The organism is Dialister hominis, from assembly GCF_007164725.1.
In the GTDB taxonomy this organism is placed as follows: domain Bacteria; phylum Bacillota; class Negativicutes; order Veillonellales; family Dialisteraceae; genus Dialister; species Dialister hominis.
The window spans coordinates 717,530-731,252 of the sequence record NZ_AP019697.1 but is presented as its reverse complement, the minus strand read 5'-3'; the positions used below and the strand labels follow the sequence as shown (position 1 = coordinate 731,252).

The following is a 13,723-nucleotide window of genomic DNA, read 5'->3' as shown; positions in this document are numbered from 1 at the left end:
CTGCCAAAGAAAGGATTGAAAAGTATGTTAAAAATTAGTGGTAAAAGTATTTCGGGAATGGTAACCATCGGACCTTTGAAAATTTTCCGTCATCAGGAATTTGATATCGTTCAGACCACGGTAGACCGCCCTGAAACTGAAGTGGCTCGTTTTGATTCTGCAAGAAACACAGCATGTGCCAAAATGGAGCAGTTCTATCAGGAAGCCGTATCCCATGTAGGTCTGGACAACGCCTTCATTTTCAAGGTCTATCAGCATATGCTGACAAGTTCTTCCTTTATTGATTCCATCCGCTCTATTATCAGAAACCAGAGCGTCAACGCAGAATATGCGATCGGACAGGCTGAGCAGAACTTTATCCAGATTTACAGCGCTGGCTCGGATACCTACATGCAGGCTCATGTTTCTGACATGAAGGAAGTTTCCCGTATTCTTCTGCGCGTACTCCGCCAGAAGAAGGTCCTTTTCTCCACCGATGAACCATGCATTCTCTATGCTGACGACCTGACACCAAGTGAAACCATACAGATGGATACCAGCAAGATCTTGGGCTTCGTCACAAAAGAAGGCACACCGACATCTCATACGGCCATCCTTGCCCGCGCTCTGGGTGTTCCTGCCATTGTAGCTACTGGCGAAGATGTAGACTATGCTTATGATGGAAAGACCGCTGTTATAGACGGCTTCTCCGGGACAGTTTATCTTGAACCGACACCAGGTGTGCTTTCTGTCATGAAAGAAAAACAGGATCAGAGCATAAGACTCAAACAGCTCCTGCAGGAGCTAAAAGGCGTCCCGAGTGAAACGAAAGACGGACGCAGGATTGAAGTCGCTGCCAACGTCTCCTCTGCCGCCGATCTGGCTGCTGTCCTTAAGAACGACGCTGAAGGCATCGGTCTTTTCCGCAGTGAATTCATTTACATGGGAAGAGATACCCTTCCAAGCGAAGAAGAACAGTTCAACATTTACAAACTTGCTGTTGAAACGATGACTGGTAAGCGCGTCATCATCCGTACCCTTGATATCGGCGGCGACAAAGATGCCTCTGCCTTCCATCTTCCTAAAGAAGAAAACCCGGCTCTGGGCATGAGAGCTATCCGTATTTCCCTTAAAAGGCCGGAAATATTCAAGACACAGCTTCGCGCTATTCTCCGTGCCAGCGCATTCGGCAAGATTGCAATCATGTTCCCGCTCATCACTTCGGTATGGGAAGTATGGAAAGCAAAGGAAATCCTGGATGAGGTCAAACTGGATCTGGATAAGAAAGGCATTGCCTATGACCATCAGATCCAGATCGGCATCATGATTGAAACTCCGGCCGCCGCTCTCATCAGCGACAAGCTGGCTAAGGAAGTCGACTTCTTCTCGATCGGTACCAATGACCTTTCCCAGTACACGCTCGTTGTAGACCGTTCAAGCCGCGTCCTTTCTGATTTCTTCAACCCCCATCATCCGGCTGTCCTCAAGCTGATTCAGATGACCATCGACAACGGCCATAAAGCAGGCATCTGGGTAGGCATGTGCGGTGAATTGAGTTCTGACCTTTCCATCACGGAAACATTCCTCAGAATGGGCATTGATGAAATCTCCGTTGCCCCCTACTCCGTTCTTCCGCTCCGCCAGCAGATCCGTTCCATCGATCTTTCAAAATAATATAAAAGGGGCTGTGACAAAATGGTTAATCATTTTGTTGCAGCCTCTTTTTTGCGTCTTTATTTCATCATTTTTAGCTCTGCTGTAAGCCTTTTACGTAAAAATGCGCGTAAGCCCCCTTACCCCCATAAGACTTTTAATTATATTGTCTTAGGCGGCAATCCTTATACGCATTATTTTTGTGATGTATTTCCTTAAATTATAGCCAAGTGCTACCAGGTATAACTCGGCTTTTACAGAATCTATCCCTTTTCTGACGATTCTTTTGTACCATCTGTCATGTTTCATGATTCCAAAAGTTCCTTCAGCCTGGATTGACCGGTTCATTCTTAGCAGGGCTCCATGGATGCTTTCCAGATTATCCTGAACCTCCTGGTACATGTTATTCCGTTCTCTGCTCAATGAGATTCTTTTGTTCTTCGGGGTCTTTTTACATTGCTCTGCCAGCGGGCATCCTTGGCAGTCTTCGCATTCAAATACTTCCTCCTGCCTGCCGTATAAGTTCCCTCTGACCAGATGTCTATAGATAAATTTGAAAGCCCTGTCATTTGGACAACGGATGGTTCCATTCTCATCAACTCTAAAGTTTATTGGCCGAAACGGATTGGTATGGTATTTCTTGTCTTTCGTTTCTTTCTTGTACATGGGGAATTTCATATACTTTTCCATACCGTGCTGCTCGCAATAGATGTAATTGTTGAAAGATCCATATCCTGCATCTGCCACAGGATACTTAGGATAAGCCCCATAGACTTCGTGGAATTCCTCCATCAGCGGTACGAAGCAATCCATATCTGAACGATACTGGTTAACATCAATTACGGCAATAAATTCATCGGCAACACCTATTTGGACATTGTATGCAGGCAGAAGCTGATCATTTCCCATGTAGTCCGACTTGATTCGCATGAATGTTGCATCCGTATCGGTCTTCGAATAACTGTTTCTGGAAGTACCGCATATCTGTATCTTCTCAACATATTCTTCAAGTTTTGATGTATATGCCTTAAGCTGCTCATACTTGCGTTGATGATCGGACTTGCGATGCCCGCTTCCATGAACAAAGGCCGTCTCATCAATCTGCCAGATTTCTTTTAATTTATCCAATACCAGACGCAGATAGTCCGGAGCGTATTCTGTATTGATGTTTACACTCATATGGTCATACTTAAGATCATCATTGAGTAACTCAAAAAGGCTGGTAATCTTGGCAAAAAGCTTGTAGCGGGATTTTTCAGCGGATTTCTTCCATACCCAGCTGTATTTATTTGCGTTCGCTTCAAACTTGGAACCGTCAATATATATATGCTGCAAATCCACGTTGAGTTTGCCGCAGAGTTCTTTCGTAATTGAATAAAAGATATCCTTGAGAGAATACTTAAGAAAGCCCTTCACGAAATGACAGAATGTCCGATAGGATGGGGCTTCATAATTCATCAGGTACATATATCTGATATTAACCCTGCAATTATCTTCAAGTTTTCTAAAAGAGCAATATCCTTCTTCTGCGAAACCATAGATGATCGTTTTCAGCATGTTGACGGGATTATACCTGGGTCTGCCAGCGCCACGCGTCGGTATGTAACGAAGGTACTTTTTAAGATCGATTTCCTCCATAAATCTGTCATACATTAAAACAGGATCATCGACATTGAGAATCTCAGAGGGAAACATTGGCAAAATGCCTTGTTCTGCGGTAAAATGATTGCTAGTGTTGTTATTTTTCATTGTAAAAAATTATAACACGAAAGGCTCTGCCCCGGACCAAATGATCCGGGGCAGAGCCCTTTTTGTTGGGATGAATTTTGTCACATCCCCTTTTATATTATGATCTGCATACGCAAAAGGGCCTGTGGCGAAATGACTGCACATTTCGTCACAGACCCTTTTTTCTTATTTACGGTACAGACCCATGGCATGAATGGCCTTGTTATAGGTAATGCTTGCTCTTGCATGCGCTTTTGCTGCGCCTTCATCAAGAATGGAATCCAGTTCCGGGCTACCCATCAATTCTTTATAGCGGCTCAGGATAGGGCTCATCTGATCGACAATGAGATCGATCAGGTCTTTCTTGAACACGCCGTAGCCCTGTCCTTCATACATCTTCTCGATTTCTTCGAAGTTCTTGCCCGAGAAAGCGGAATGGATGCTCATCAGGTTGGAAACGCCGGGCTGGTTTTCCTTGTCATAATGAACGTGTCCGATAGAGTCGGTCACTGCTCTCTTGATCTTCTTTGTAATAACGTCCGGTTCATCAAGCATATGAATGGTAGCCCATTCGTTGTCATCCGATTTGCTCATCTTCTTTGTCGGTTCCTGAAGGCTCATGACACGTGCGCCTCCTTCAGGAGCCCACATTTCCGGCAGCGTGAAGACTTCCCCGTATTTACGGTTGAATCTTTCTGCCAGGTCTCTTGTGATTTCCATATGCTGGCGCTGGTCATCGCCTACCGGCACGAATGTTGCCTGATAAAGCAGTATATCAGCTGCCATCAGCGGAGGATAGGTCAAAAGTCCAAGAGGGATAAAGCCGTTCTTCTTCTCCTGTTTCTGCGCTTTGGACTTATACTGGGTCATTCTTTCCATTTCGCCTACATAGGCGCTGCAGATCATCATCCATCCGAGAAGGGCATGTTCCGGCACTTCAGACTGAACAAAAATTGTTGCTTTTTTCGGATCCAGTCCTGCTGCAATATATAATGCTGCCAGGTTTCTTGTTCTTTCATGAAGAAGCTTTGGATCCTGCGGCACTGTGATCGCATGCTGATTTACAATGCAGTAGAAGCATTCTGCCTTATCCTGGAACGGAATAAAATTCTTCAATGCCCCAAGATAATTTCCCAGTGTAAGGTCGCCGCTGGGCTGAATTCCGGAAAAAATAACATCCATAACGATGCCTCCTTATGATATTTGATGATCGATTTGGTTATAATGGGTGACTGACAAAATATCCATAAATGAAAAGATTGCCAGAAGCAGGGCTCTCCACCTGCCTCTTTGCAATCCAGTCATATTTTCAATTATTCAACCGTTACAGACTTGGCAAGGTTGCGGGGCTTATCTACATTGTTGCCTCTCTTGATGCTGGTGTAGTAAGCCAGAAGCTGCATGGGGATAACGGAAAGGATCGGCGCAATGAAAGGATCCACTCTCGGGATTCTGACAGTTTCCGTCGTGTACTTGCCGATTTCTGCATCATCTTCATAACCGATGCCAAGAACTTCAGCTCCGCGGGCGCGGACTTCTTCGATGTTGCTGTACATCTTCGAGCTGACATTATCCTGTGTAGCTACAGCAATGACAGGTGTATCTTCGGTAATCAGGGCAAGAGTGCCGTGCTTTAATTCTCCGGCTGCATAAGCCTCTGCATGGATATAAGATACTTCCTTCAGTTTTAATGCGCCTTCCATGGCAATCGCATAGTCGATGGAACGTCCCAGATAGAAGATATCGTGAGCCTTGATCAGACGTTCAGCTACTTCTGCCATGTAATCATTTTCCTTCAGTACCTTTTCGATCTGTTTCGGCAGATCTTTCAGGGCATCAGTGATTTCCTTGACAAGTTCCGGCTTTACAGTCTTCCTGAGCTGTCCCATGTACAGCGCAAGGAGAAGAAGCGCTACGAGCTGTGTCGTATATGCCTTGGTGGATGCAACTGCAATTTCCGGACCTGCCATTGTGTAAATGACATTATCAGATTCTCTTGCAATGGAAGAGCTGATGGAATTGGTAACAGCAAGGCTCTTTGCGCCAAGACGCTTTGCTTCTTTCAGGGCTGCCAGTGTATCAATCGTTTCACCGGACTGGCTGACTACGATACAGAGTGTCTTGCTTGTCGTCAGAGGATTGCTGTATCTGTATTCAGATGCAATTTCGACAGAAACCGGGATTCTGACAAAGCGTTCAATGTAATGCTTTGCTACAAGACCTGCATGATAAGCAGTTCCGCATGCTGTGATCAGGATGTGGTCAATATCATCAAAGCAGTCTTCTGTCCAGCCGAGATCCTTGAAGTTTACGGATCCGTCTTTATTAAGATAAATCTGGACTGTATCATGAATAGCCTTCGGCTGTTCATAAATTTCTTTCAGCATGAAATGCGGATAGCCGCCCTTTTCTGCTGCTTCAGCACTCCATGTTACTTCATGGATTTCTTTTGTGATTTCCTTATCATCATGATCATAGAAAGTGATGCTGTCTTTCTTGACAACAGCAAGTTCATAATCATTCATGATGTAAATCTGGCGTGTACGGTTGATGACAGCCGGAATATCGGAAGCAATGAAGTTTTCTCCCTTGCCCAGACCGATAATCAGAGGATTATCCTTCTTCGTGCAGATAATGGTATCCGGATCGGAATCATCCATGAATACCAGACTGTAAGAGCCCTCAATTTTAGCCAGTACTTTTCTGACAGTAGAAAGGAAATTGCCATCATCAAGTTCTTCTGCAAGATGTGCAACAACTTCGGTATCCGTTTCTGACTTGAAAACATGACCTTTTTCAATCAATTCCTTTTTCAGCGTCATGTAATTTTCAATGATACCGTTGTGGACAATGACAAAGTGATTATGGCAGTCGCCGTGAGGATGTGCATTCACATCAGAAGGCTTTCCATGTGTAGCCCAGCGTGTATGACCGATCCCGATATGTCCATGGAGAGGATGTTCCTTAAGAACAGCTTCCAAATTAGCCAGACCGCCTTTCTTCTTTTCGATCTGGATCTTTCCGTTTTCATACACAGCGATACCGGCAGAGTCATAGCCTCTGTATTCAAGACGACGGAGCCCGTCAATTAAAAATTCAGAAGCTTCTCCGCTGCCGACATAACCTACAATACCGCACATAAATGGTATTCCTCCTTACAAGTTTCTTATTAATGTCTATTTTATTTCACTGTTATTGTTTTTATATGCATCCCTAAAGATGCTCATATTCTGCTTATTATATCACAAAAGCAAAGATTTTAAAATTTATGCAAACTAAATCGCATAGACTGTCAAAATAAGCTTTCACATTACCCGTCCGGGCAGGTGCCAATTCATTTTAACATTAATAAACAAAAAGAAAAGACGCTGAAAGGCAGCATCTTTTCCACCCCGCATTTAAAGCTGGCTCAGCACATTCTCCATGCCTTCCATGCTTTCAAGGGAGCTGATCCCTGCAGCAGCCGTCAGGACGGCAAGAACGGCAAGGAGTACGAATGCAAGGACAAGAAGCGCATACGGCATGACTGCCACAGCAAAGGCTTTTGCCGTGCTGAAACGATAATTTTCACTGATTGCCAGAACGTCGAGATAAAAAGCCCACAGTGAAAGTATAAAGGTTCCTGCGCTGCTGATCTCATTGACGCCGGAGGCGCCGATCAGCATAAAGAATACCGAAAAGCCCAGAGGAAGAGAGGCAGCCATAAAACCGGCTGTGATCCCCTTTGCAGTCCCCATTCCTCCCCACATGCCTGAAATATAATCAATCGCGGCACTGTGGCAAAGTAAGGCTGTACCCATCCCCAGGAAAAGGAGTGCAAACTGAAGGATGAGTCCCGGCCCTTCCCTGAATGCAGAAATCGCCATCAGCAGTACGACGAAAATCCAGAAGAAGAACCCTTCTTTTAATTTTTCACTGTTCGTAATGACTACCATCGCTTTTCTGGGTGATGTAATCAATGAAAATGCAAGATCGAGAAAAGAATTCATAGTTCCTCCTTACTTAACAGACGGAACAGAAGATTCCGAAAGCGCCTTAGTCATATTTTCGGCCATTTCTCTGGCCATGATCTTGCTGACATTCTTTGCCTCGCCGGCAAGGATGCCTTTAAGTGATATTCCATTCGTATACGTTTTGACAGGTACATTTTCTCCGGGAATTCCTCCGCTGCTTGCTGCATAGTTCAGTGCATCATAGTAATTTCCCATAGCATCAACCAGGCCTAAATCCTGTGCTTCCTTGCCTGTCAGGATCCTTCCGTCCGCAATGCTTCTGACCTTGTTCTCATCCATCTTGCGGCCGTCAGCAACTGTCTGCACGAACTGGTTGTAGATATCGTCTACCATCGACTGCAGCATCTGTCTTTCCTCTCCCGTCATCGGGCGGTACATGGAAAGGATATCCTTATGCGCGCCGCTTTTGATCTTTTCATTCTTGACACCGATCTTGTTCATTAAATCCTCGACGTTATTATAGTCCATATAGACACCGATGCTGCCCGTGATCGTTGCAGGAGAAGCAAATATATAATTCCCCTTGCTTGCCAGCCAGTATCCCGCCGATGCGCACATATCCCCCATGGATATGATAATCGGCTTGCCGCTGCTTCTGACCTTGTCCATTTCCTCGGCAATTTCCTGTGTCGCACCGGTCGAACCGCCGGGGCTGTTGATTCTTACAAGAATGGCTTTAGCCTGCGGGTCCTTGCGCGCAGCCTGGAATTGTCTCATCAGATCCTCACTGGAGACGCCTTCAGAACTATTCAGCACAGATTCTGACCCGGCACCGCCGTAAATAGGACCATCGATGCGGATAACTACCACATATCCTTTTCCCTTGTTCTGGAAGCTCCTGTCCTGCCAGACATTCATGCAGGCAGCCCCCAGAGCAGCTGCAACAAGTAGTATGACTGCAGCTATGACCCATTTTCTCTTGGCGCTTGTATCCATAATTTGCCTCCCCTGATTTCCATTTAATTAAATTATAGCACATTCATGATTATCATCTTAGAAAAAAGGATACTCTCCATATTCCATTGCGCCATCATTTTTGGTAGGATAGGATATAAATCTCTTATATGGAGGGATTCAATATGACGGAGAGAAATGCAGCGCTTTCTGCTTTCAAAGAAGCACTGCCTTATACGCTGCCGGTTTTTGCCGGCTTCTGGTTCATCGCCTTTGCTTATGGATTTTATATGTATACGCTTGGGTTCAGTTTCCTGTATCCTTTATTTATGGCCATGTTCATATTTGGAGGATCGCTTGAATTCATCACAGTCACGATGCTGCTTTCCCCATTTGCCCCGTGGCAGACATTCATCATTGCCTTCACCGTTCAGGCAAGGCATCTCTTCTATGGTCTTGCTATGCTGGAAAAGTATGAAGGAATGGGCTGGAAAAAGCCCTTCCTCATCTACTGGATGTGCGATGAGACGTTTGCCCTCAATTATTCAGCAACGATTCCAAATGGTATAGACAGAAGCTGGTTCATGTTCTGGGTATCATTTTTAAACTATGTATACTGGGTAAGCGGCGCGGCCATAGGCGGCCTTTTGGGAAACATCATTACCTTCAATACAAAGGGACTGAGCTTTGTCATGACTTCCATGTTCCTTGTCATTTTTCTTGAACAATGGAAGCATGAGAAAAAACATTATACGGCATTGATTGGTCTTTTCTCAAGCATTGTCTGTCTCTATTTCTTCGGCAGCAATTCTTTCATTATCCCGTCCATGGCGCTCATGCTGGGCATCATTACTTTATTCAGGAGACGTATTGAAAAAGCAGGAGGCCTCTTATGACTTCACTTCCCTTTTATGAACAAGTCCTTATTATAGCCATCTGCGCAGGAGCAACGATCCTGACACGTCTCCTCCCCTTCCTCATCTTCAAACCAGGAAGCCGTCTTCCCGGCTATGTCAATTTTCTGGGAAAGGCCCTCCCTTCTGCAGTCTTTGCACTTCTTGTCATTTACTGCCTGAAAGATGTCCAGTGGACTGGCGGAAATTACGGCATTCCTGAAATTGCAGGACTCGCCGTGACCACGGCCGTTCATCTATGGAAAGGGCAGATGCTCTTATCCATGGCTGCCGGTACATTATGCTACATGGGACTCGTCCAGTTTGTTTTCATTTAACCCCTTAATCAACTTCAACCACAGCAAAAAAGGAGATGCAGCAGCATCTCCCTTTTATTTGGTGACCGGTATGGGATTCGAACCCATACTCTCTGCGCTGAGAACGCAGCGTCTTAACCGTTTGACTAACCGGCCATGTGCTTGTAATTATAACTGATGTACAGGCAAATTTCAAGGCCTTTTAAGTCTATCAAAACAAGCAAAAAGACGGATGGCATCCATCCGCCTCTCTATTTACTTGCGTCCACCTTCGTTTTTATTCTTTTCGTATAAGATCAGAAGGCCTTTCAATGTCAGCATCGGATCAACGATATCGATCGTGCTGGACGACTTGGCAATCAGTGTTGCCAGTCCGCCGGTCGCAATGACCTTGACATTCTGTTCATTCAGTTCTTCTTTAATCCGTTTTACGATTTCATCAATCTGTCCGACAAATCCGTAATAGATGCCTGCCTGCATAGCGGATACGGTATTGCGGCAAATGATGTTCGGCGTCTTGACGAGTTCGATGCGCGGGAGCTTGGATGCTCTCTGGAACAGAGCTTCCTTGGAAATGCCGATGCCCGGTGCGACAGCGCCGCCAAGGTAATTTCCCTTTGTATCGATAACGCAGAATGTCGTTGCTGTTCCCATATCAATGATGATCAGGGGACAGTCATACTCAGCAATGGCTGCTACCGCATTGACAATCCTGTCTGCGCCCAGTTCCTTTGGATTGTCATACAGGATATTCAGTCCCGTCTTGATCCCGGGGCCGACCAAAATCGGCTTTACATGGAAATAGCGGTGAGACATCGTTTCCAGAATAGGAATGATCGGCGGTACGACTGTCGAGATGATGATATCTTCCACATCATCAAATTCCAGCTGATTCAGGTGGAAAAGCGTACCAAGAAGAGCAACATAACCATCGGCTGTCTGCAGTGTATCCGTCGCTATGCGCCAATTCTTTATTAATTTACGGTCCTTATAGACACCGCATACAATATTCGTATTACCTACATCAAAGGCAAGAAGCATTTCGAATACCCCTCCAAATGATAACCTATGGTTATGACTAAATTTAATATCAAGTGTATAATGCAACAAAGTTAACGTAATGTCAAGACTTGCAAACTATTTTCTTTTCTGCCCCGAATTGCAATAATAAGTTGAACACCCGGCGGACCTTTATGCAGTAAGTGCTGCAAGCATTTCTTCCCTAAAGCACTCCTCGGGTGTCTTATAGCCGAGTATTTTTCTTGGCAGGGTGTTGGCCCAGCACTCTACTCTGGAAATGTGTTCCACTGGGTAATCCTGGATTTTCTTCCCTTTGGGAAGAAATCGACGGAATAAGCCGTTGTGATTCTCATTCGTACCTTTGTCGCCGGAGCAGTACGGATGCGCATAATAGATCCGTGTGTGACTTAGTTTCTCTAGCTCCGACAGGCTGGAAAACTCACTGCCATTGTCTGTCGTAATGCTGAGGAACACTCGGCTGAAACAGCCGCGGAACATTCCATCCTTCAATTTTCTGAAGGCTGCTATTACAGAGGCACTTTCCTTGTTGGGCAGTTTTCTGATGAGGGAACAGCGTGTCTTGCGCTCAACCAGAGTCAGCAGTACTTCGTCCTTTGAGCGAGATCCCAGTACAAGGTCACACTCCCAATGCCCGAAATCCTGACGCTCATCCACAGAAGGATCGCGCTCATCTATACTGCGGCCGAACTTCTTCTTACGCTCACGAACCCGCTTCCTGGCGTTTTTTCGCTTGACGCGCAAGGGCAGGTCAATACTCTTGATTTTTCCTAGGAGCCCCAGCGTGACATAGTTGTACAGGGTTTTCGTACAGACCATCTCGCCACGTTGAAATTCTCCCGTAACCAGTGCCCTGCCAAAGCAGGCATCGAGCGACCAGTGATGTTCCTGAAGTCTCTTCTGCACATAGTCGAGGAATGCTCCCTTTGCTATGGCGTCGCATTTGCGACCACAGTTTTCGCGATGCGTCTCATAGGTGCTTTGCCCGTCTGCTGCGCGATAGCGTTCCACCTTGCCGTTATAGCAAAGAACCTTGCCACGCTTCACCTCGTTGCGTACCGTATTGACACAGCACCCAATCTCACGGGCTATGCTCCGATACGATTGCTTGTCGCGGAGACGCGTTTGGATAATGACTCGTTCCTCAAAAGTTAAATGAGCCCCTTTTTTGCGTAACGTATCCGTGGTAAAATGATTTTGATCCATAGCGATTCTCCTTTGTGGTTGTGTTTTTTGTGCAACTACATTTTACCACAAGGGTTCGCTATGGATTTTTAAGTGTTCAACTTAATTATACAATCCGCCTTTTCTTTTCTGCTGTCATCGATGGAATAACGGTTTTGCCGCATTCTTTGCAATAAATAAAGAGTTCCGGAAGCCGGCCGAAGCCCCGGAGCTCTTTATGGTACCTTAATGTGTCGTCGGACGGAAGCCTGCCTGAATCAATGCTCTTCTGATCCTGACACCGCTCAATACACCTAAGGTCACTTTAATCAGGTCAAATACAACAAACGGGAATACCGTCATGGTCAAAGCTGTCCAGAGAGGCATGTCCTTTCCAAGGCCGTACTGGAAGTATCCCATGAACCAGATGGTTCCCAATGCATAGCAGGAGATAAGTCCAAGAATGGCAAATCCGATATAGCAGAAAATATTGACCTTCTCTTCTGATCTGAATCCGCTGATCAAAGCCATCAGGACGAAGCCCAGATAATAACCGCCTACTGGGGAGAGGAATATGCCTATGCCTGCTTTCCCCATGGTGAGGACCGGAATCCCGATCATGCCAAGAATCAGCCAGAGTCCAATGGAAATGGCGCCCCATTTCTTGCCCAGGACGCCTCCTGCCAGCGCACAGACAAAGCTCTGCAGCGTAATCGGAACGGCGCCTATCGGAAATGCAAATTGTGATAATATTGCCATGATACCGGCAAATAATGCAGCACTGATAAAATTATGATTTTTCATACTTTTCCTCTTTTCTGAAATTTCATTTTTATCATTGCCGTTCTTTAAGTCAACCAGATTGGATCAGCGTTTGGGAATTGGCGCATCTACAGGGCGTATGGATACGTCTCCTGCAATGACGCGCTTGACTTCGCTTCCTGTATTGACCAGCAGACAGCCATCGCGGTCAATATCGACTGCTTTCCCTGTATAGCTGTCATCGCCGAAGATTACGCGGACTTCCTGTCCCAAAGTAACAGAAAGCGCTCTCCAGTCATCAAGCACTTTGTCAAAGCCTTCATCCTGCGCGATGCTGTATTCTTTTTCCAGCTCGCCGAGAATGGCTGCAAGAAGATCCTTGCGTGAAACATTGATGCCTTCATTAAGGAAGGACGTCGCGCCTTCACGGAAATCTTCCGGGAATTCATTCTTCTTGATCCCTGTATTGATGCCGATGCCCATGATGATATAGTCGATCTTTTCCATGGATGCAGACATCAGTGTCAGGATGCCGACAAGCTTCTTGCCATGGACAAGGATATCATTTGGCCATTTGATGCCTGCGTCAGCAAGCCCCATCCTTCTGATGCCGCGGCAAACGCCTACTGCCGCCAGAAGCGTGCACTTGGATGCTTCCATCGGGAAGAATTTAGGACGGAGAATCAGAGAGAACCAAATGCCCTTGGCAAAAGGGCTGTAAAATCCTCTCGCAAGTCTTCCGTGTCCTGTAATCTGTTCTTCAGCGACGACGATAGTCCCTTCTTCAGCACCTTCACGTGCTATCTTCTTTGCTTCTTCATTCGTGGACTGTGTGGATTCCAGATAGACGACATGTCTTCCAAATGTCTCTGTATGGAGTGCACTGTCAATTTCAAGCGGTGTCAGCAAATTCGGTGCGTAAATCAATCTGTATCCCTTTCTTGTACTGGATTCAAAAATATAGCCTCTTTCTTTCAAGACGTTAATATGCTTCCAGATTGCTGTACGCGAGACATGCAGGTCTTTTGAAATCTGCTGTCCGGAAACGAAATTGCCATCCGCCTTGCGAAAATAATCCAGAATTTCATTTCGCATAATAAACCTCCGATCCTGTGAAGTACTTTATATCCTTATTTTTATAGATAAAACGGACTTTATTCAAGACTATTTTATTTCCTTACATTATAATCAGTTGTAAACCATCGGTCAACCAATAAGATTTCCTCGATTGACATTATTCATTATGCGCCGCGCGAAAAACCGGGATCCCTGTTTGAGATCC

Annotated in this window: 12 protein-coding genes and 1 tRNA gene; 3 read left to right on the top strand and 10 right to left on the bottom strand. The window is 45.6% G+C overall.

Annotation, left to right across the window (positions count from 1 at the left end):
- Positions 1–24: 24 nt before the first annotated feature.
- On the top strand, positions 25–1,653 hold the full coding sequence (gene ptsP / locus Dia5BBH33_RS03395) for a phosphoenolpyruvate--protein phosphotransferase (protein ID WP_143332387.1): 1,629 nt from the start codon (positions 25–27) through the stop codon (positions 1,651–1,653).
- A 150-nt stretch (positions 1,654–1,803) separates the two neighbouring features.
- On the opposite strand, the gene Dia5BBH33_RS03390 is transcribed toward ptsP, so the two are convergent.
- The 5 genes from Dia5BBH33_RS03390 to sppA form a co-directional block, all read right to left on the bottom strand.
- Positions 1,804–3,381, bottom strand: a complete 1,578-nt coding sequence (locus Dia5BBH33_RS03390) for an IS1182 family transposase (protein ID WP_143332102.1) — start codon at positions 3,379–3,381, stop codon at positions 1,804–1,806.
- A gap of 165 nt (positions 3,382–3,546) precedes the next feature.
- Positions 3,547–4,542, bottom strand: a complete 996-nt coding sequence (trpS, locus tag Dia5BBH33_RS03385) for a tryptophan--tRNA ligase (RefSeq protein WP_108849841.1) — start codon at positions 4,540–4,542, stop codon at positions 3,547–3,549.
- A 131-nt stretch (positions 4,543–4,673) separates the two neighbouring features.
- Positions 4,674–6,500, bottom strand: a complete 1,827-nt coding sequence (gene glmS, locus Dia5BBH33_RS03380; RefSeq protein ID WP_143332386.1) for a glutamine--fructose-6-phosphate transaminase (isomerizing) — start codon at positions 6,498–6,500, stop codon at positions 4,674–4,676.
- Positions 6,501–6,758: 258 nt separating this feature from the next.
- Positions 6,759–7,349 carry a YIP1 family protein gene (locus Dia5BBH33_RS03375; RefSeq protein WP_022381587.1) on the bottom strand — a complete coding sequence of 197 codons (591 nt, stop codon included), beginning with the start codon at positions 7,347–7,349 and terminating at the stop codon, positions 6,759–6,761.
- A 9-nt stretch (positions 7,350–7,358) separates the two neighbouring features.
- On the bottom strand, positions 7,359–8,309 hold the full coding sequence (gene sppA / locus Dia5BBH33_RS03370; protein ID WP_143332385.1) for a signal peptide peptidase SppA: 951 nt from the start codon (positions 8,307–8,309) through the stop codon (positions 7,359–7,361).
- A 143-nt stretch (positions 8,310–8,452) separates the two neighbouring features.
- Here sppA and Dia5BBH33_RS03365 point away from each other — a divergent pair, with 143 nt between their 5' ends.
- Together Dia5BBH33_RS03365 and Dia5BBH33_RS03360 are read left to right on the top strand one after the other, a co-directional pair.
- Positions 8,453–9,163 (top strand): AzlC family ABC transporter permease, encoded by a 711-nt coding sequence (locus Dia5BBH33_RS03365; RefSeq protein WP_143332384.1) that lies wholly within the window; start codon positions 8,453–8,455, stop codon positions 9,161–9,163.
- Positions 9,160–9,498, top strand: a complete 339-nt coding sequence (locus tag Dia5BBH33_RS03360) for a branched-chain amino acid transporter permease (protein ID WP_108849844.1) — start codon at positions 9,160–9,162, stop codon at positions 9,496–9,498. The genes Dia5BBH33_RS03365 and Dia5BBH33_RS03360 overlap by 4 nt, the downstream gene beginning before the upstream one ends.
- Before the next feature lie 59 nt (positions 9,499–9,557).
- Here Dia5BBH33_RS03360 and Dia5BBH33_RS03355 read toward each other — a convergent pair.
- The 5 genes from Dia5BBH33_RS03355 to Dia5BBH33_RS03335 form a co-directional block, all read right to left on the bottom strand.
- Positions 9,558–9,633: transfer RNA gene (locus Dia5BBH33_RS03355), tRNA-Glu, on the bottom strand.
- 99 nt (positions 9,634–9,732) lie between these two features.
- Complete coding sequence (locus Dia5BBH33_RS03350; RefSeq protein WP_143332383.1) at positions 9,733–10,518, bottom strand: type III pantothenate kinase; 786 nt, start codon at positions 10,516–10,518, stop codon at positions 9,733–9,735.
- A gap of 150 nt (positions 10,519–10,668) precedes the next feature.
- The gene (locus Dia5BBH33_RS03345; RefSeq protein ID WP_108849731.1) at positions 10,669–11,721 is read right to left on the bottom strand and encodes an IS30 family transposase; all 1,053 of its coding nucleotides are present in this window, start codon (positions 11,719–11,721) and stop codon (positions 10,669–10,671) included.
- Positions 11,722–11,925: 204 nt separating this feature from the next.
- Positions 11,926–12,483 carry a biotin transporter BioY gene (locus tag Dia5BBH33_RS03340; RefSeq protein WP_022382405.1) on the bottom strand — a complete coding sequence of 186 codons (558 nt, stop codon included), beginning with the start codon at positions 12,481–12,483 and terminating at the stop codon, positions 11,926–11,928.
- A 63-nt stretch (positions 12,484–12,546) separates the two neighbouring features.
- Complete coding sequence (locus Dia5BBH33_RS03335) at positions 12,547–13,536, bottom strand: biotin--[acetyl-CoA-carboxylase] ligase (protein ID WP_022382406.1); 990 nt, start codon at positions 13,534–13,536, stop codon at positions 12,547–12,549.
- Positions 13,537–13,723 lie beyond the last annotated feature (187 nt).

Bases quoted from the DNA above. Each gene is read 5' to 3' on its own strand.
- sppA (WP_143332385.1), bottom strand. From the start codon at position 8,309: ATGGATACAAGCGCCAAGAGAAAATGGGTCATAGCTGCAGTCATACTA.
- Dia5BBH33_RS03390 (WP_143332102.1), bottom strand. From the start codon at position 3,381: ATGAAAAATAACAACACTAGCAATCATTTTACCGCAGAACAAGGCATT.
- ptsP (WP_143332387.1), top strand. From the start codon at position 25: ATGTTAAAAATTAGTGGTAAAAGTATTTCGGGAATGGTAACCATCGGA.
- Dia5BBH33_RS03365 (WP_143332384.1), top strand. From the start codon at position 8,453: ATGACGGAGAGAAATGCAGCGCTTTCTGCTTTCAAAGAAGCACTGCCT.
- Dia5BBH33_RS03360 (WP_108849844.1), top strand. From the start codon at position 9,160: ATGACTTCACTTCCCTTTTATGAACAAGTCCTTATTATAGCCATCTGC.
- Dia5BBH33_RS03375 (WP_022381587.1), bottom strand. From the start codon at position 7,349: ATGAATTCTTTTCTCGATCTTGCATTTTCATTGATTACATCACCCAGA.
- Dia5BBH33_RS03345 (WP_108849731.1), bottom strand. From the start codon at position 11,721: ATGGATCAAAATCATTTTACCACGGATACGTTACGCAAAAAAGGGGCT.
- trpS (WP_108849841.1), bottom strand. From the start codon at position 4,542: ATGGATGTTATTTTTTCCGGAATTCAGCCCAGCGGCGACCTTACACTG.
- Dia5BBH33_RS03340 (WP_022382405.1), bottom strand. From the start codon at position 12,483: ATGAAAAATCATAATTTTATCAGTGCTGCATTATTTGCCGGTATCATG.
- glmS (WP_143332386.1), bottom strand. From the start codon at position 6,500: ATGTGCGGTATTGTAGGTTATGTCGGCAGCGGAGAAGCTTCTGAATTT.
- Dia5BBH33_RS03335 (WP_022382406.1), bottom strand. From the start codon at position 13,536: ATGCGAAATGAAATTCTGGATTATTTTCGCAAGGCGGATGGCAATTTC.
- Dia5BBH33_RS03350 (WP_143332383.1), bottom strand. From the start codon at position 10,518: ATGCTTCTTGCCTTTGATGTAGGTAATACGAATATTGTATGCGGTGTC.